The 15,089-nt window shown below is 67.1% G+C and carries 16 protein-coding genes; 6 read left to right on the top strand and 10 right to left on the bottom strand.

Going from position 1 to position 15,089, the window contains the following annotated elements:
• The 4 genes from ACIBCN_RS19530 to ACIBCN_RS19515 form a co-directional block, all read right to left on the bottom strand.
• Positions 1-594, bottom strand: a complete 594-nt coding sequence (locus tag ACIBCN_RS19530) for a ClpP family protease (RefSeq protein WP_396992974.1) — start codon at positions 592-594, stop codon at positions 1-3.
• Positions 595-596: 2 nt separating this feature from the next.
• A complete protein-coding gene (locus ACIBCN_RS19525; protein ID WP_357380468.1) occupies positions 597-1,199 on the bottom strand; it encodes an ATP-dependent Clp protease proteolytic subunit in 603 nt (200 codons plus the stop codon).
• 100 nt (positions 1,200-1,299) lie between these two features.
• Positions 1,300-2,478 carry an acyl-CoA dehydrogenase family protein gene (locus ACIBCN_RS19520; RefSeq protein WP_396992973.1) on the bottom strand — a complete coding sequence of 393 codons (1,179 nt, stop codon included), beginning with the start codon at positions 2,476-2,478 and terminating at the stop codon, positions 1,300-1,302.
• A gap of 201 nt (positions 2,479-2,679) precedes the next feature.
• A complete protein-coding gene (locus ACIBCN_RS19515) occupies positions 2,680-3,540 on the bottom strand; it encodes a helix-turn-helix transcriptional regulator (protein ID WP_396992972.1) in 861 nt (286 codons plus the stop codon).
• 101 nt (positions 3,541-3,641) lie between these two features.
• Between ACIBCN_RS19515 and ACIBCN_RS19510 the strand changes: the two genes are divergently transcribed.
• A complete protein-coding gene (locus tag ACIBCN_RS19510) occupies positions 3,642-4,391 on the top strand; it encodes an SDR family oxidoreductase (RefSeq protein WP_396992971.1) in 750 nt (249 codons plus the stop codon).
• 50 nt (positions 4,392-4,441) lie between these two features.
• On the opposite strand, the gene ACIBCN_RS19505 is transcribed toward ACIBCN_RS19510, so the two are convergent.
• From ACIBCN_RS19505 to ACIBCN_RS19495, 3 genes are all read right to left on the bottom strand, one after another.
• Positions 4,442-6,010, bottom strand: a complete 1,569-nt coding sequence (locus ACIBCN_RS19505; protein ID WP_396993314.1) for an ABC transporter substrate-binding protein — start codon at positions 6,008-6,010, stop codon at positions 4,442-4,444.
• A 214-nt stretch (positions 6,011-6,224) separates the two neighbouring features.
• On the bottom strand, positions 6,225-7,946 hold the full coding sequence (locus ACIBCN_RS19500) for a thiamine pyrophosphate-dependent enzyme (RefSeq protein ID WP_396992970.1): 1,722 nt from the start codon (positions 7,944-7,946) through the stop codon (positions 6,225-6,227).
• A 45-nt stretch (positions 7,947-7,991) separates the two neighbouring features.
• On the bottom strand, positions 7,992-8,264 hold the full coding sequence (locus ACIBCN_RS19495; RefSeq protein WP_396992969.1) for a GlsB/YeaQ/YmgE family stress response membrane protein: 273 nt from the start codon (positions 8,262-8,264) through the stop codon (positions 7,992-7,994).
• A gap of 148 nt (positions 8,265-8,412) precedes the next feature.
• Between ACIBCN_RS19495 and ACIBCN_RS19490 the strand changes: the two genes are divergently transcribed.
• The 4 genes from ACIBCN_RS19490 to ACIBCN_RS19475 are packed head-to-tail and all read left to right on the top strand — an operon-like array spanning position 8,413 to position 11,517.
• A complete protein-coding gene (locus ACIBCN_RS19490; protein ID WP_396992968.1) occupies positions 8,413-9,177 on the top strand; it encodes a glycosyltransferase in 765 nt (254 codons plus the stop codon).
• Complete coding sequence (locus tag ACIBCN_RS19485; RefSeq protein ID WP_396992967.1) at positions 9,177-10,160, top strand: acyl-CoA dehydrogenase; 984 nt, start codon at positions 9,177-9,179, stop codon at positions 10,158-10,160. The genes ACIBCN_RS19490 and ACIBCN_RS19485 overlap by 1 nt, the downstream gene beginning before the upstream one ends.
• Positions 10,142-10,894 carry a PIG-L deacetylase family protein gene (locus ACIBCN_RS19480; protein ID WP_396992966.1) on the top strand — a complete coding sequence of 251 codons (753 nt, stop codon included), beginning with the start codon at positions 10,142-10,144 and terminating at the stop codon, positions 10,892-10,894. Before ACIBCN_RS19485 ends, ACIBCN_RS19480 begins: the two co-directional genes overlap by 19 nt.
• Positions 10,891-11,517, top strand: a complete 627-nt coding sequence (locus ACIBCN_RS19475; RefSeq protein WP_396992965.1) for an SAM-dependent methyltransferase — start codon at positions 10,891-10,893, stop codon at positions 11,515-11,517. Before ACIBCN_RS19480 ends, ACIBCN_RS19475 begins: the two co-directional genes overlap by 4 nt.
• Before the next feature lie 19 nt (positions 11,518-11,536).
• Here ACIBCN_RS19475 and ACIBCN_RS19470 read toward each other — a convergent pair whose 3' ends face one another.
• Positions 11,537-12,118, bottom strand: a complete 582-nt coding sequence (locus ACIBCN_RS19470; protein WP_396992964.1) for a TerD family protein — start codon at positions 12,116-12,118, stop codon at positions 11,537-11,539.
• A gap of 120 nt (positions 12,119-12,238) precedes the next feature.
• Entirely contained in the window at positions 12,239-12,673 is a 435-nt protein-coding gene (locus ACIBCN_RS19465) for a MarR family winged helix-turn-helix transcriptional regulator (RefSeq protein WP_396992963.1), read from the bottom strand.
• A gap of 202 nt (positions 12,674-12,875) precedes the next feature.
• Here ACIBCN_RS19465 and ACIBCN_RS19460 point away from each other — a divergent pair, with 202 nt between their 5' ends.
• The gene (locus ACIBCN_RS19460) at positions 12,876-14,300 is read left to right on the top strand and encodes a pyridoxal phosphate-dependent decarboxylase family protein (RefSeq protein ID WP_396992962.1); all 1,425 of its coding nucleotides are present in this window, start codon (positions 12,876-12,878) and stop codon (positions 14,298-14,300) included.
• A gap of 29 nt (positions 14,301-14,329) precedes the next feature.
• On the opposite strand, the gene ACIBCN_RS19455 is transcribed toward ACIBCN_RS19460, so the two are convergent.
• Positions 14,330-15,037 (bottom strand): VWA domain-containing protein, encoded by a 708-nt coding sequence (locus ACIBCN_RS19455; protein WP_396992961.1) that lies wholly within the window; start codon positions 15,035-15,037, stop codon positions 14,330-14,332.
• Between the last annotated feature and the right edge of the window lie 52 nt (positions 15,038-15,089).

The following is a 15,089-nucleotide window of genomic DNA, read 5'->3' as shown; positions in this document are numbered from 1 at the left end:
TCAGCGGTCGCGGGTGAAGATCAGCTCGTCGGCCAGGCCGTACTCGACGGCCTCCTGCGCGGTGAACACCCGGTCGCGGGCGGTGTCCTTGCGCAACTGATCGACGCTCTGACCGGTGTGCTTGCTGAGAATGGCCTCGGTCTGCGAGCGGATCCGCATCACCTCCGCCGCCTGCAACGCCAGGTCCGAGATGGTGCCCTGGCCCTGCGCCGACGGCTGATGCAGCAGCACGCGGGAGTGATTGAGGACGTACCGCCGCCCCGTTGTACCCGCCGACAACAGCACCGCCGCGGCGGACACCGCCTGACCCATCGCAATGGTCTCCACCGGTGTCCGCAGGAACTGCATGGTGTCGTAGATGGCCAGCATCGCCGTGTTCGAGCCGCCGGGTGAATTGATGTAGAGGCTGATCTCGCGATCCGGCGACTCCGACTCCAGATGCAGCAGTTGCGCCATCACCACATTCGCGACGCCGTCGTCGATCTCGGTGCCCAGGAAGATGATTCGGTCGTTGAGCAAGCGGCTGAAGACGTCGAAGGAGCGTTCGCCGTTCGGGGTGCGCTCGATGACATGAGGAATCGTGTACTGAGACATGGTCACAACCCCGCTCGGTGTGCGTTGGTGAATGGTGCGATCTGGGCGAAATTGGCGGCGATCTCGTCGACGATGCCGTATTCGCGCGCCTGCTCCGGAGTGAACCAGCGGTCACGGTCGCTGTCGGAGCGGATCTCCTCCAGCGAATGCCCGGTCTCCGCGGCCAGGATCTGCTCCGACTGCAGCTTCATGTACTCCAGGTTCTCCGCCTGGATCGCGATGTCCATCGCGGTGCCGCCGATGCCCGCGGAGGGCTGATGCATCATGATCCTGCTGTGCGCCAAGCTGATTCGCTTGCCCTTGGTGCCCGAGGCGAGCAGCACCTGCCCCATGCTCGCGGCGAACCCGACGGCCACGGTCGCCACGTCGTTCGGTATCAGCTTCATCGTGTCGTAGATGGCGAGCCCGGCGAGCACCGAGCCGCCCGGCGAATTGATGTAGAGGACGATGTCGCGCTTGTCGTCCTCGCTGGCCAGCAGTACCAATTCGCTGCACGCCCGCTCGGCCATCGCGTCGTCGACCTCACCGGTCAGTTGGATCGTCCGATGGCGGAACAATCTGTCGGCTAGTTGTCCCCGGTAGTCCAGGTGCGATGTTTCGATCATGCTTCAGGTCTATCCCCGCGGGACGCCCCGATGCCGCTGTGTCTGCCGACAGCAGACCGAGTCATTGGTGTGCGCGAGCAACCCTCGACAGCCGATCTCCCTAACGCACACCCAGCACGAGCGGGAACTCCGGCTTGCCGCCGAGCAGGAACGCACCTGCGGTCTGGATCATCTGGTCGTGCGCCATGAGATGGGTTGTCATGGTGCTCATGTCACGCAACCACACGTCGAGCGGGCTCGGTTTGTAGACGGATTCGGTGCCGACCAGCTCGCACAGGCGGGCGACGATCTGGCGGCAGGCGCGGTACGAATGGGTGCGGGTCAACAGGGTCTGAATCCGGATGTCCGGCGGGATTTCGGCGAAACGGTTCTCGTCCAACGCATCCCATAGCGTGCGCAGGCTGTCCACGACGGCGCCGCGGGCGACGATGTATGCCATCTCACACTCACCCAGAATGTATTGCGCCCGATAGTTATCCGCCCACTTCTGCCCGGTGGCCGCAATAACCTTGTCCTGCGCGAGATCCCGGACGTAATCCAGTGCCGCCCGCGTCGCGCCGAGCGGAATGCCCGGCATCACCCGGGCCAGGGTCTCCGGTTCGGCGAGTTTGCCGGTGCCGCTTCGTGGTTCGTAGAAGTCGAAGCAATGATGCTCGGGGATGAAGAGGTCGTTGGTCGCGTAGTCGTTGCTGCCGCTACCGCGCAGGCCGGTGCTGTCCCAGGTGTCGAAGACCTGGACCTGGTCGCGCCGCATGCAGAACATCTTCGCGATCGGCGCACCGTCGGCCATGGCGAGTTCGTCGCCGTCGAAGATCATCGCACCGGCGACCACGAGGTCGGCATGGTTGATGGCACTGCCCAGTTTCCAGCGCCCGGTCAGCCGGTAGCCGCCGTCGGTCCGCACCGCGCGCCCCGAGGGCGCGATCAGTCCGGCGGTGATCAGGTCCCGCGTCGGCATCAGCTCGGCGAGCGCCTGCTTGTCGAGGAACCCCGCGTAGACGCCGGTCGCCGCCCCGATCATCGCGCACCAGCCGGTGGCGGTGTCGCCGTAGGCCAGCGCCTCGAACACCTCCAGCTGCTGCAATGAGGTCAGTCCAGGCCCGCCGAGCTCGGCACTGAATCCCATCGCGTAGATGCCCATGGACCGCAGCCGCTCGACGATATCGACAGGCAGCTGCCGGGCCGCCTCGATCTCCTGCCGTCGCTTCGCCACCTCCGGTGCGAAGGCGCGCGCCGCAGCGAGTAGTTCTGTCGCCGGGGATGCTTGTCCGGTCACCATTGCCCCAATCAGGTCCAGCCACAATCGAATTGACGTCACTGCCGACCACAGCAGGGTAGCCCGGTTATCGATCTCCGACGCCGGAAACCATGTTCCCGAGAAGCGGCACAGGTCCACCCGCGCGGCAATTGCGCCTGTAATCGAGTATGTCCACCCGGCGCGACTCCCGCCAGCATCCGGATCGCTGACCGAACCGACGGTCTAGTCGAGCGACGGCGCGCGTGCTTCCCGCGGCAGCGGGTCCCCGATCGCGACCATGCTGCCGAGCAACGCCAGCGCGCGCTCGGACTCGGAGTCGGGTTCCGCGTGATAGGCAACGAGCAACTGCCCCGGGGCGCCGTTTACGGAGAACGTCTCGTAGGCCAAGGTCAGCTCACCGACCATCGGGTTGCGGAAACGTTTCTTGCCCGCGGTCTTTCCCCTGATGTCGTGGCGCGCCCACAGCCTGCGGAAGTCGTCGCTCTTCAGCGACAGCTCGCCGACCAGTTCGGTCAGCCGCGGATCGTCGAGATCGCCCGCCGACGCCCGCAGGCTCGCCACCGTCTCTGCGGCGTGGATGGCCCAGTCCGGGTAGACATTTCGCGCCTCCGGATCGAGGAACATCATCCGGACCTGATTGATGCCGGGCACCGAACACGCGTTGACCGCGACGGCCAGCGGATTCGCGGCGAGCACGTCCAGGTGTCTGCCGAGCACCAGCGCGGGCGTGTTCGGCCACGCCTCCATCAGGGCAAGCAGGCCGGGACTCACCCGTTCGGGACGCTGCGCAGCGCGCCTGCGCCGCACCACCGGACGGGCCAGCTCGCGCAAATGCGCGACGGCTTCCTCGTCGAGCGCGAACACCCGCGCCAGCGCGACAACCACCTGCTCGGAGGGGTGCTTGTCGCGACCTTGCTCGAGCCGCACGTAATAATCCGCGCTCATCCCCGCAAGCATCGCGACTTCCTCGCGACGCAGCCCCGCCACCCGGCGCTGGCCACCACCGGACATCCCGAAATCCTCCGGGCGCACCAGCTCGCGCCGTGCGCGGAGAAAGGCGCCCAGTCGGTTGTCGGAGTTCATACCTCGAGGGTATGCGAGGGGTGCGCAGGCTGGGTGGCCCTGCTACTACCAGGAAGTCCGTACCCTGGCACGAGGCCGTGACCAGCGCGAATGTTGTGGTCATGACAAACAACCTCACCGGCCGCGTCGCGGTCGTCACCGGAGCGTCCAGTGGCATCGGCGCCGCCACCGCCCAACGGCTCGCGGCGGACGGCGCGAAGGTCGCGCTGCTCGGACGGCGCAAGGATCGGCTCGAGGAGTTGGCCGCCCAGATCGGTGGCGAGGTGCTCGCCGTCCCGTCCGACGTGGCAGTGCAGCAGTCGATGCTCGACGCCGCGGCGACCGTGCGGGCGGCGTTCGGACCGATCGACCTCGTGGTCGCCAATGCCGGCGTCATGCTCGGCGCACCGTTCGAGTCGGCGCAGACCGACGAGTGGGACCAGATGGTCGGCACCAACATCAATGGATTGCTCTACACCGCAAAGGCTTTCATCGATGACCTGCTCGCCGCGGCGAGCAACGGCGAACGCGCCGACCTGGTGCACATCGGTTCGATCGGCGGACACCTCACGTTCCCCAATTACGGCGTCTACTGCGCGACCAAGGCCGCCGTCGCGCACCTGACCCGCAACCTGCGCACCGAATTCGGGCCGCGCGGGGTCCGGGTGCGGACCATCGAACCCGGTTTCGTCGGCACCGAACTCGGCGCCGGCATGCTCGACGAGGACCAGAAGACCGTCCTCGCCGGCTGGCGCGGGGAGATGGAAATCCTTGTGGCCGAAGACATCGCGGACGCGATCGCCTACTCGGTCACCGCCCCGAAGCGGGTGAACATCGCCGAAATGATCGTGGTGCCAACCCCGCAGGGCTGAGCACAACGAAAGGCCCGCCGGCGCAACGTCGGCGGGCCTTTCGCGATCGGTTACTTCTCGATGCCCTCGAAGGCGAACAGGCCGTTCCAGGCCAGCTCGGCCTTCTTCACCCTGTCCGAACGGCCCGCCGCGGCGGCGTAATCGAACATCGGGATGTCGGCCATGTCCTTGAAGAGCAAGGCCTGCGCCTGGCCGATGATTTTGTACGACTCGTCCAGGTTGGGCGCCGCCAGCGCGGCGTTCAGCAGCTTGTCGAAGTCCAGATTCTTGTACTTGACGTCGTTGCCGTCGGAGAAGCTGTAGTACTGCGAGCTCAGGAACTGCAGCATGGTCGGGTAGTCGCCCTGCCAGCCGTAGCGGAACGCGGTGCCGATGGTGCCTGCGTTGATCGAGTCACGGATGTTCTTGAACGTCGGGTACGGCGTGCCGACGGCCTCGATACCGAGGGTGTTCTTGATGCTGTTCGCCGTGGCCTCGACCCAGCCCTGGTGGCCGCCGTCGGAGTTGTAGGCGATCTCGTAGCGGCCCGACCACGGGGCGATGGCGTTGGCCTGGGCCCACACCTTCTTGGCCTCTTCCGGGTTGTACTTCAGCACCTCGTTGCCGGGCACGTTCGGGTTGAACCCGGGCAGGGTACGCGCGGTGAAGTCGAGCGAGGGCACGCGGGTGCCGTGGAAGATGCTCTCGCAGATCTGCTCTCGGTTGATCGCCATGGAGAGCGCCTTGCGACGCAGCACGCCCTCTTCGCCGCCGAAGTGGGGGGCGGTGGACTGGATGCCGACGGCCGCCTTGTACGCGATCGGCTTGTTGATGGCGCGATCGCCGAGGTCCTTCTTGTAGGTGCCCATCGCGCTGTCGGGAATGACATCGAGGGTGTCGAGATTGCCCGCCTGCAGATCGGCGTATGCCGTGTCGAAGGACTGGTACATCACGAACCGCAGGCCCTTGTTCTTAGGCGCGCGGCCACCCTTGTAGTCCGGGTTGGGCACCAGGTCGATCTTGACGTTGTGCTCCCACGCGCCGTTGCGCGCGAACTTGTAGGGGCCGTTGCCGATCGGGTTCTCCCCGAATGCCTTGATGTCCTTGAACGCGGCGTCGGGCAGCGGGTAGAACGGCGCGTAGCCGAGTTCGGTCTCGAAGTCGATCGAGGGCTGCTTCAGCGCCACGGTGAAGGTGTGATCGTCGAGCACCTTGAGCCCCGACATCGTCTGTGCCTTGGCGTCTTTCGCCGACACCTCGTCGAACCCGACGATCGGGGCGAACACGTAACTCTGCAGCTGAGCGTTGGTTCCGAGGGCGCCGTAGTTCCACGCGTCGACGAACGACTTCGCCGTCACCGCGCTGCCGTCGGAGAACTTCCAGTCCGGCTTGATGGTGATCTTGTAATTCTGCCGGTCGGTGGTCTCGATCTTCTGCGCCAGCTCGTCGTGCGCGACACCGCTGGCGTCGTAGTACTTCAAGCCCGCGAACAGCCGGTCGACCACCCGCCCGCCCATGTTCTCGTTGGTGTTGGTGGGCACCAACGGGTTCTGCGGCTCACCGGCATTGGTCGTGACGAGGTCGGCGTCGCCGCTGCCATCGTCCGACGAGCATGCGGTCAGCCCCAGGCTTGTGGCCATGAGTGCTGCCGCGAGCAGCGCACCAGCTCTTGTGAATCTCACGCGTTCTCCCGATTTCGAACGGGTCACCGGGAACCACCGGGACGCGAACGATCTCACCGCGCCCCAACCCGATCACCTTGGAATGTCCTCGGACAGTAACCATTCCGAGACCACTTGTCATGAGATCCACCGATGATCGGACCGAGGCCCGGTCGCCGCGCGCGACAACCGGTCAGGCGCGACTCTCGAGTGACTCCTTGACCTTCGCGATGGCGAAGCCCCACGCCTGGTCGAAGGTCGGCTTCGGGGGGATCGAGATCTCGTCGGGATTGGTGACGACATCGAGGAGCACCGGCCTGCGTTGCGCGAAAGCGTCCGCGACCGCCTTGTCCAGATCTTCGGGATCGGTCACTCGGCGCGATTCCAGGCCCATCGCGGCCGCGACGGCGGCCAGATCCGGATTGTCGAGCACGGTGCCGAACTCGGGCAGACCACCCTCCTCCTGCTCGAGCTTGACCATGCCGAGGCGCCCGTTGTTGAACACCACCAGCGTGACCGGCAGCTCGTAGGTGACCGCCGTGCGCAGGTCGCCGAGCAGCATCATCAGCCCACCGTCGCCACAGAACGCGACGACCTGGCGTTCGCGGTCGAGGATCTGCGCGCCGAGCGCCTGCGGCATAGCGTTGGCCATCGATCCGAAGTTGTAGGAGCCGATCAACCGCCGGGAGCCGCGCAGGCTGAGGAACCGGGACAGCCACACCGTGGACATGCCGGTGTCCGAGGTGAAGATCGCGTCGTCGGCGGCGTGCGTGTTCACCGCCGCGGCCACCGCCTCCGGGCGGATCAGCTGGTCCGGGTTGTCCAGGTGCTTGCGGATGCGGCCGAGCAGTTTGCGGTCGTGCTTGGGTTCGGCCAGGCGCTGCTGGAGTTCGGACCAGCGATGATATTCCGATTGCGCCTTCTTCAGGTGCTTGTCGGACGACTTGGTGTCCAGCTTCAGCAGGAGTTCGCGCAGCGAGGGGCCGGTGTGGCCGACCAGCGCGACATCCACCGGCGTGCGGCGGCCGATGTGGTCGAGCCGTGCGTCGAGTTGGATGACGGTCTTGCCGGTGGGATACCAGTCGCGGTACGGGAAGTCGGTGCCGACCATGAACAGCACGTCGCAGTCCTCGAGCGCCGCATTCGCGGCCGGGTTACCGATCAATCCGGTTTGGCCGACCGCGTACGGGTTGTCGTGCTCGAGGCCCTCCTTCGCCTTGATGGTGAGCACCATCGGCGCCGAGAGCTGTTCGGCGAGCCGCAACACCTCGTCGCGCGCTTCCCTAGCCCCGATGCCGACGAGCAAGGTGACCTTGGCCGCCTTGTTGAGGGTCTCCGCGGCCTGCACGATCTCGGTCACGCCGGGCACGATTGTGCGGTCACGCGCGACGAACCGCGGGCGCACGTCGGTGTCCAGCTTCAGGCCGCCGATGTCACCCGGAATGGTCAGCACGGACACGCCCTGGCGTGACACCGCCGCGTTCACGGCCTGTTCGAGCAGCCTCGGCATTTGCGCGGCGCTGGTTACCGTTGCCGTGAACTCGGAGACGTCGCGGAAGACCGCGTCGTTGTCGACCTCCTGGAAGTACTCGCTGCCCATCTCGGAGGTCGGCACCTGACCGCAGATGGCCAGCACCGGCGCATGTGATTTCTTGGCGTCGTAGAGACCGCCCAGCAGATGGATCGAACCGGGGCCGACGGTGCCCGCGCACACGCCGATGGTGCCGGTGAGCTGGGCTTGCGCACCAGCAGCATAGGCAGCCACCTCTTCGTGTCGCACGCCGATCCATTCGATCCGATCCTCGCGACGGATCGCGTCGGTGATCGGATTGAGCGCGTCGCCGACGACACCCCAGATATGGGTGACGCCTTCATCGGCGAGCGCGGTGACGATCATTTCCGCAACCGTGGTCATAGTCGACTCCTCCGCGTTATAGACGGTGCTGCTGGGCGGCCGCTGTCATCGAGACACTCGCCGACCGGTGACCAGACCCACCAGGAACAACAGAATTACCGCGCCGGCGATACAGGTGAAGAAGCTGAACCACAGCCCGCCACCCTCGACATCGACGCCGAACAACTTGAGCAAGAATCCGCCGAGCAGGCCGCCGACAATGCCTACGACAATATTCAACAGGATGCCCTGCTGGGCGTCCGTCTTCATGATCTTGCTGGCGATCCATCCGGCAAGACCGCCGATGATGATCCATCCGATAATCCCGAGACCCAGCATGATGTCCTCCTGTTGGTCGTTGGCACGCCGGAAAACGCGCGCTGCGCCGGTCATACCCCCGGACGAGCGGTCCACACAGGGCGGCGAGTTTCACCACATCGAGACGCGCTGACCGTTTGCTCGAGTCGCCGCCGGGTAGCCGGGAGCCATGACCGACTCCCGTCCCCGCGGCAGAGTCCGTACTACGCACGCCGACCGGCCCGAAGGCGCCGCGCTCGGGGCTGCCGTCACGCGGATTCTGGTTGTCGTCCCGGTACGCAACGAGCAGCGACTACTGCCCGCCTGCCTCGCGGCGTTGGCACGGGCGGCCGGGCGCGTCGACGTTCCGGTCCGGGTCCAACTCGTGCTCGACGCGTGCACCGACGATTCCGCGCTCGTGCCCACCGCGAACGTCGAGGTGATGGCGGTCGACGAACGCAATGTCGGCGCCGCTCGCGCGCTGGGCTTCGCGCATGCGGGGGCGACCTGTTCGGCCGAGACCTGGTTCGCGACAACCGATGCCGATTCCGAAGTCGATGAGCTGTGGCTGCGCAGCCAGCTCGAGTACGCGCACACCGGAAGCGATGTGGTTGCCGGAATCGTCGGCGTGCGCAGCTGGGCGGACCATGCCGCCGAGACCCGGCGGAGGTACGAGCAGCAGTACCGCACGGCCGGCGCACATCGGCACGTGCACGGCGCGAATCTCGGCTTCCGGGCCGACGCCTATTGGCGGGTCGGCGGCTTCCGGCACCTCCGGACCGGCGAGGACGTCGACCTGGTGACCCGGATGGTGGCGAGCGGGGCACCGGTCGGGTGGGCCGAGGACGTGCTCGTCACCACCTCGGCGCGCCGCGTTGGCCGGGCACCGCAAGGGTTCGCTGCCCATTTGCGGAGAATCGAGAGTACGTATCGCGCCGAGAGCAGGAGTGCCTGATGCCGCCGACCGAGGTCCTCGCCGGCGCGCCGAGCGCACTGGCGAGCGCACTGCGGCGGCTCGCGGAGGCCGGTCGGCTCGAGCTGCCCTATCCCGGATCCGGCCGCACCATCGAGCGCTGGCGCTCGCTCGCCGATCTCACGTTCGGCAACGTGGTGGTCGGGCGGATGGTGGAGGCGCATGCCGACGCCGAGGCGATCCTGGCCGAGCTCGACGGTGCCGCCGTGCAGCGCGGGCAGATCTGGGGAGTGTGGGCCGCCGAGCCGCCTAAGCCGGTGCTGCAAGCGCGATTCGGCTCGGGCGGCTGGACCCTGGAGGGGCGCAAGCCGTGGTGTTCCGGTGCGTCGATCTGCACCCATGCCCTGGTCACCGCGCGGGCCGGAGACGCGCGCAGGCTGTTCGCCGTCAATCTCGGCCAGTCGTCGGTCCGCGCGGTGCCGGGCACCTGGCACGCCGTGGGAATGCAGGAATCCGACTCCGGCGCAGTGGATTTCATGAACGCCGCGGCCGAGCCCGTCGGTGGCCCCGGCGCGTACCTGTCGCGGCCCGGCTTCTGGCACGGCGCCATCGGCGTTGCCGCCTGCTGGTACGGCGGCGCCTGTGCCGTCGCACGTACCCTGCATGATCGCGCCACCGACGCGCACGCGCTGGCCCACCTCGGCGCGGTCATGAGCGGATTGCACGCCGCCGCACTGTGTTTGACCGACGCCGCGGGCCAGATCGACGCCGACCCCACCGACCGTTCCGGCATGGCGCGCATCCGCGCCAGGGCGGTGCGGGTGGTGGTCGAGGACGCGGCGACGGCGACCATCGACCGGGTCGGGCGCGCGCTGGGCGCCGGTCCCCTGTGCGCCGACGCCGAGCACGCGCGACGCGTCGCCGACCTCACCGTCTACCTCCGCCAGAGTCATGCGGAGCGGGATCTGGCCGATCTCGGCCGTGACTACGCGGAAAAGGAGTTCTCATGGTTGCCGAACCGCTGATCGATCTTGCCGCCCGGGGCACTCCCGAGCGCACCTGGAGCCGGTGGCGTAACCGTCGCCCGGAACTGTCCCTCACCGGATGGCGGCATTTGATCGTCGTCGCGCCGCACCCCGACGACGAGGTGCTCGCCGTCGGCGGCCTCGTCGCGCTGGCCCGCTCGCACGATCTGCCGGTCACCGTCGTCACGGTGACCGACGGCGAAGCGTCGCACCCCGGCTCGCCCACCTGCTCGCCGACCGAACTCGCCGAGCTGCGGGTGGCGGAATCTCGCCGTGCCGCTACGGAATTGGGTGTCGCGCCGCCCATCCGGCTCGGCATCGGCGACGGCCGGGTCGCCGCGGCCGAGGAGGCGGTCACCGAGGCGCTGTCCGGCATCCTCGGCGACTGTGGCCACGCGGGCGCATGGTGCGCGACGACCTGGCGGCGCGACGGGCACCCCGACCACGAGGCCGTCGGCCGGGCCGCCGCCGCGGCAGTCGCGGGCACCGCGACCCGGCTGCTGGAGTTCCCGGTCTGGATGTGGCACTGGGCCACTCCCGAACATCCGGTGGTCCCCGCCAGCCGGGCCAGAACGCTGACCCTGCCCGCGCCGGCGGTCGACGCCAAGCTACGCGCCCTCTCGCAATTCCACAGCCAGATCCTGCCGATGTCGGCGGATCCCGCCGACCAGCCGATCTTGCCGCCGTACGTGCTGGACCGGTTCACCGGCAACACGGAAACGTTCTTCGTATGAGCGAGACCGGTTTGGCCGCAAACTATTTCGAGGACATGTACGCCAGCGATCCGGACCCGTGGGGCTTCACCACCCGCTGGTACGAGCAACGCAAGCGCGCACTCACCATGGCCGCACTGCCGAAGCCGCGCTACCGTAGCGCCTTCGAGCCCGGCTGCTCGATCGGCACCCTCTCCGCGGAACTCACCGACCGATGCGATCGCCTGGTCTGCACCGACATCGCGGCCCAGGCCCTCGATTCGGCGGGCCAGCGCATCGACCGACTACCCGAATCAGCACGCGGCGCGGTCGAATTCCGCCGCTGGGCGCTCGGCGAACCATGGCCCGACGAACATTTCGACCTGATCGTGCTCAGCGAAGTCGCCTACTATCTCGACTCCGTAAGCCTGCGCACCGCTTTCGGCCACGCCGTCGAACACCTCGAACGCAACGGCACCCTGGTCTGCGTGCACTGGCGCCGGAAAGTTCCCGAATACCCGCTGTCCGGCGACCACGTGCACGCCATCGCCCGAACCACCCAGGGCTTGACGTCGCTGGCCGGCTATCACGACGAAGACATGCTGCTCGACGTCTTCACCTCGGGCGACCCGATCTCCGTCGCGAAGACCGAGCACATCGAGTGAGCCGCTACCTCAGCCTGCGCTAGGCCATCGCGAAGCGGAGCAGCGCCTGCTTGTCGCCCTGCTTGATCTTGCCCTTGCGGTTCAGCACTTCCAGCTGCCACGCGGAGCCGGAGCGGAAGGCGCGGGCGACGGCATTGGCGTTGTCCGCGCCGAGCAGCGACGGCCAGATGTCGGCGACCTGCTGGCTGCTGCCGCCGCTCGCGTCGTAGACCTTGAAACTGATGTTGTTGGCTTTTTCGAACGAGCTGCCCTTCTTGAAGGCGGCCGCGACGAAAACGATGGCGTCGATGCCGCCCGGCACGTCCGAGAACGTCACCGAGACGGTCTCGTCGTCGCCTGCGGCTGCGCCGGTCTGCTCGTCGCCGCTGTGCAGCACGGAGCCGTTGCCCAGCGGGTCGAGGGAGTCGAGTCCGGCGAAGCGGACCGGCTCGGCGCCCTGCATGAGGATGGCGATCAGGTCCAGGTCGACGCCCTTCTTGCGGCGTGCCCAGCCGAGTGCCCCGCCGCTGGTCCCCGCCGAAGGATCCCAGCTCACCCCGACACTCAGCTTGGTGACGCCGGCGAGATCCGCGGCGCCGTCTTCTTTCTTGAGCGTGATCATGGGTTCAGATTAGCGGGCGTTTCGTAACTCCAAGCGCCAGAAAGATTCTCATGCGGGCGATCGACGAGCAGCACCTCGATACCGCGAAACATATTGATAGCTAATGGCTCTCGATACTGATCAGGCGCTGGAATTGGCCTTCGACAGCAGCCGGTGTAATTGCCGCTGCTCCCTGGCCGACAGTCGGCGCAGCGGCAGATGCTGGGTCATCGCGTCGACCAACTTCTCGCGCTGGGCAAAGCCCGCGGCGGTGAGGGCGACCACTTTCACCCGCTTGTCGTCCGGTCCGGGCAATCGCTCGACGGTGCCGCGCTTCTCCAGCTTGTCGATGATGAAGGTGACCGTCGACGGGTCGCTGCAGGTGCGGCGGGCGAGCTCGGACATCGATGGCAGCGCGGCCATCGGGGTGAGGTGCCAGAGCACGTTCGCAGACGGCACGGTGAGATCCAATTCACGCAGGACGCTCACAAGCGCGGCGCCGAGCTGGTCGGATACCGTGCGGAGCTCGGCGAGCAGGCGATAACCCAGGTCCGCTTCAGGCAGGTCCGCTGTCACGGACGACAGTGTAGCCAGCTACTTGCAGTCTCCTATCAAGTTACTTTGACACTCAAATCTTGACGCGGTGATTTCGGCCGTTTTATCGCGCGTACCGCGGCCGAAGATCGCCTGTCGTCTCGGCGTGCCGCAGTCGCGGGTCGTCAATCACCTTGGCCGACTGGCTATTTACAAAAGGGGCCGTTGCGAGGTTCGGTGAGGCATGGCTGATCCGCTCAACGAACAGGACGTCGCGGCGCAGGCGCTGGCATTGGTACACCAGGCGGCGGGACCGTATCTGGATAGCCTGCCGGAGCGACTCGTGCACGACGCCACCCACGACCCCCTCATCGACGACCTCGGCGGGCCACTGCCCGAGCACGGCGGCGGCGCGCTGGCGGCGATCGAGGAGTTGCTCGCGGTCGGCACCCGGGCGGCGGTACACACCGCCGGGCCGCGTTTCTTCCATCTCGTGGTAGGCGGCGCGACCCCGGCGGCGCTGGCCGGTGACTGGGCAACCGCACTGCTGGACCAGAACTCGGGGCTGTGGGTCACCTCGCCGCTGGCGTCGCGCACCGAGACCGTCGTGCTCGGCTGGCTCAAGGACCTGTTCGGCCTGCCGCAGGAATTCGGCGGGGTGCTCACCCCGAGTGCCACCTTCGCGAACCTGACCGGGCTGGCGGCGGCCCGCTACTGGTGGGCCGAAAAACACGGGGTGGATGTGGTCGCCGACGGCTTGGCGGGGCTGCCGCGGCTGCCGGTGCTGACGAGTGGATACGTGCACGCCAGCACGCGCAAGGCGCTGCAGATTCTCGGCTGTGGCCGAGATACGTTGCGCGCCTTCGTCCGCGACGACGCCGGGCGGATCGATCTGGCGGCGCTGGAGCGAGCGCTCGTCGAGCTCGACGGCGCGCCCGCGGTGATCGTCGGCAACCTCGGGGAGGTGAATACCGGCGACTCCGATCCCATCGACGACCTCGCCGATCTGGCCGAGCACTACCGGGCGTGGCTGCACGTCGACGGCGCGTTCGGACTGTTCGCGGCGCTCTCGCCGCGCACGGCGCATCTTGCCCGCGGCGTCGAGCGAGCCGACTCGGTCACGGCCGACGGCCACAAGTGGCTGAATGTGCCTCAGGAGAGCGGGTTTTCGTTTATCAAAGACAACTCGCTGCTAGGCAAGACATTCGGTGGCTGGGGCGCGGCCTACCTGCCGACGCTCGACGACGACCAGATCAGTTACAACATGCACGGCCCCGAATCCTCCCGCCGTGCAAGAGCATTCCCGATCTGGGCGACCTTGCGAGCCTACGGCCGCAACGGTTACCGAGAAATGGTGGAACGCCATCTCGATGTCGCCGCCCACCTCGGCCGAGTCGTCGACGACGCAGCAGATTTCGAACTCCTTGCTCCGGCGCAGCTGTGCGTCACCTGTTTCCGCTACCGCCCACCGGGGGTGCCCGAATCCGAACTGGACGCCCTCAACGCCCGCCTCGGCGCGGCCATCCTCGACGACGGCCGCGTCTACGTCGGCACCACCACCTACCGAGGCATGACAGCTTTGCGACCAACCTTCGTGAACTGGCGTATCACCGAACCCGAAGCGGATCTGCTGGTCCAGGTGATCCGAGAGATCGGACCGGAGCTTTAGCGACGACAAGCCGCAGCTTCGGAACCCGCTCACCGGTGGCAGGTCAGGTCGTCGAACGCCTTGTTCAATTCGTCGAGACTGACTGCGGCATAAAAGCTTCCGCCGGTGAGGCGAGAAATCTCGCGCAATGAGTCCTGATCCACCGATACGGATACGCGGCTGCTCGGACGACCAGGATTGGGGAGGTCGACCACGCCGTGGTCCGTGCCCAGCGCGATGGACGAAATGTGCACGTTGGCGCGGTTGGCTTCGCGGGCCGCCGTATAAGCGCCACGCGGGTCGTCCAGGCTTTCTGGAACCGTCTGTTTGCCGTCCGAAAGCAACACGATCCGCGCTGGCCGGGCGGGCGGGCCAGCGGCGGGCAGGTTCCGGATCGATGACAAGGCCGTGAAGATGCCCGCGCCCGTGCCCGTGCGCTCATTCATCTCGAGGTGGTCGAGCCCGGCCTTGAAGATATCGCGGTCCGTGGTCGGCGCCACCAACTCCGTTGTCGTGCCCGCGAATTCGACCAATCCGAGCCGGGTCTCCTTCGGCAGCCGGTCCGCGAAGGATTTGCTCGCCTGCCGGGCGGCCGTGAGCCGGTCCGGTGTCACGTCCGTCGCCTGCATCGACGCCGACACGTCGAACAAGAGCACCATGGCGGCATCGCAGCCGCTGTCCAGTCCCGGGATGGGTCGGGCCTCGCCCGGATCGACGCGTGCGCAGGCCGAAAGCGCCACCAGGACGGCGAGTGCCACCCACCCCACCCCGTCCGGCAGCTCGTTGCCGAAGATCGCGAACCGCCGTCTT

This window comes from Nocardia sp. NPDC051052 (genome assembly GCF_044456045.1).
Classification (GTDB): domain Bacteria; phylum Actinomycetota; class Actinomycetes; order Mycobacteriales; family Mycobacteriaceae; genus Nocardia.
The sequence above is the reverse complement of the archived record's forward strand: the minus strand, read 5'-3'. Positions and strand labels throughout refer to the sequence as shown.

Bases quoted from the DNA above. Each gene is read 5' to 3' on its own strand.
- ACIBCN_RS19530 (WP_396992974.1), bottom strand. From the start codon at position 594: ATGTCTCAGTACACGATTCCTCATGTCATCGAGCGCACCCCGAACGGC.
- ACIBCN_RS19525 (WP_357380468.1), bottom strand. From the start codon at position 1,199: ATGATCGAAACATCGCACCTGGACTACCGGGGACAACTAGCCGACAGA.
- ACIBCN_RS19520 (WP_396992973.1), bottom strand. From the start codon at position 2,478: ATGGTGACCGGACAAGCATCCCCGGCGACAGAACTACTCGCTGCGGCG.
- ACIBCN_RS19515 (WP_396992972.1), bottom strand. From the start codon at position 3,540: ATGAACTCCGACAACCGACTGGGCGCCTTTCTCCGCGCACGGCGCGAG.
- ACIBCN_RS19510 (WP_396992971.1), top strand. From the start codon at position 3,642: ATGACAAACAACCTCACCGGCCGCGTCGCGGTCGTCACCGGAGCGTCC.
- ACIBCN_RS19505 (WP_396993314.1), bottom strand. From the start codon at position 6,010: ATGGCCACAAGCCTGGGGCTGACCGCATGCTCGTCGGACGATGGCAGC.
- ACIBCN_RS19500 (WP_396992970.1), bottom strand. From the start codon at position 7,946: ATGACCACGGTTGCGGAAATGATCGTCACCGCGCTCGCCGATGAAGGC.
- ACIBCN_RS19495 (WP_396992969.1), bottom strand. From the start codon at position 8,264: ATGCTGGGTCTCGGGATTATCGGATGGATCATCATCGGCGGTCTTGCC.
- ACIBCN_RS19490 (WP_396992968.1), top strand. From the start codon at position 8,413: ATGACCGACTCCCGTCCCCGCGGCAGAGTCCGTACTACGCACGCCGAC.
- ACIBCN_RS19485 (WP_396992967.1), top strand. From the start codon at position 9,177: ATGCCGCCGACCGAGGTCCTCGCCGGCGCGCCGAGCGCACTGGCGAGC.
- ACIBCN_RS19480 (WP_396992966.1), top strand. From the start codon at position 10,142: ATGGTTGCCGAACCGCTGATCGATCTTGCCGCCCGGGGCACTCCCGAG.
- ACIBCN_RS19475 (WP_396992965.1), top strand. From the start codon at position 10,891: ATGAGCGAGACCGGTTTGGCCGCAAACTATTTCGAGGACATGTACGCC.
- ACIBCN_RS19470 (WP_396992964.1), bottom strand. From the start codon at position 12,118: ATGATCACGCTCAAGAAAGAAGACGGCGCCGCGGATCTCGCCGGCGTC.
- ACIBCN_RS19460 (WP_396992962.1), top strand. From the start codon at position 12,876: ATGGCTGATCCGCTCAACGAACAGGACGTCGCGGCGCAGGCGCTGGCA.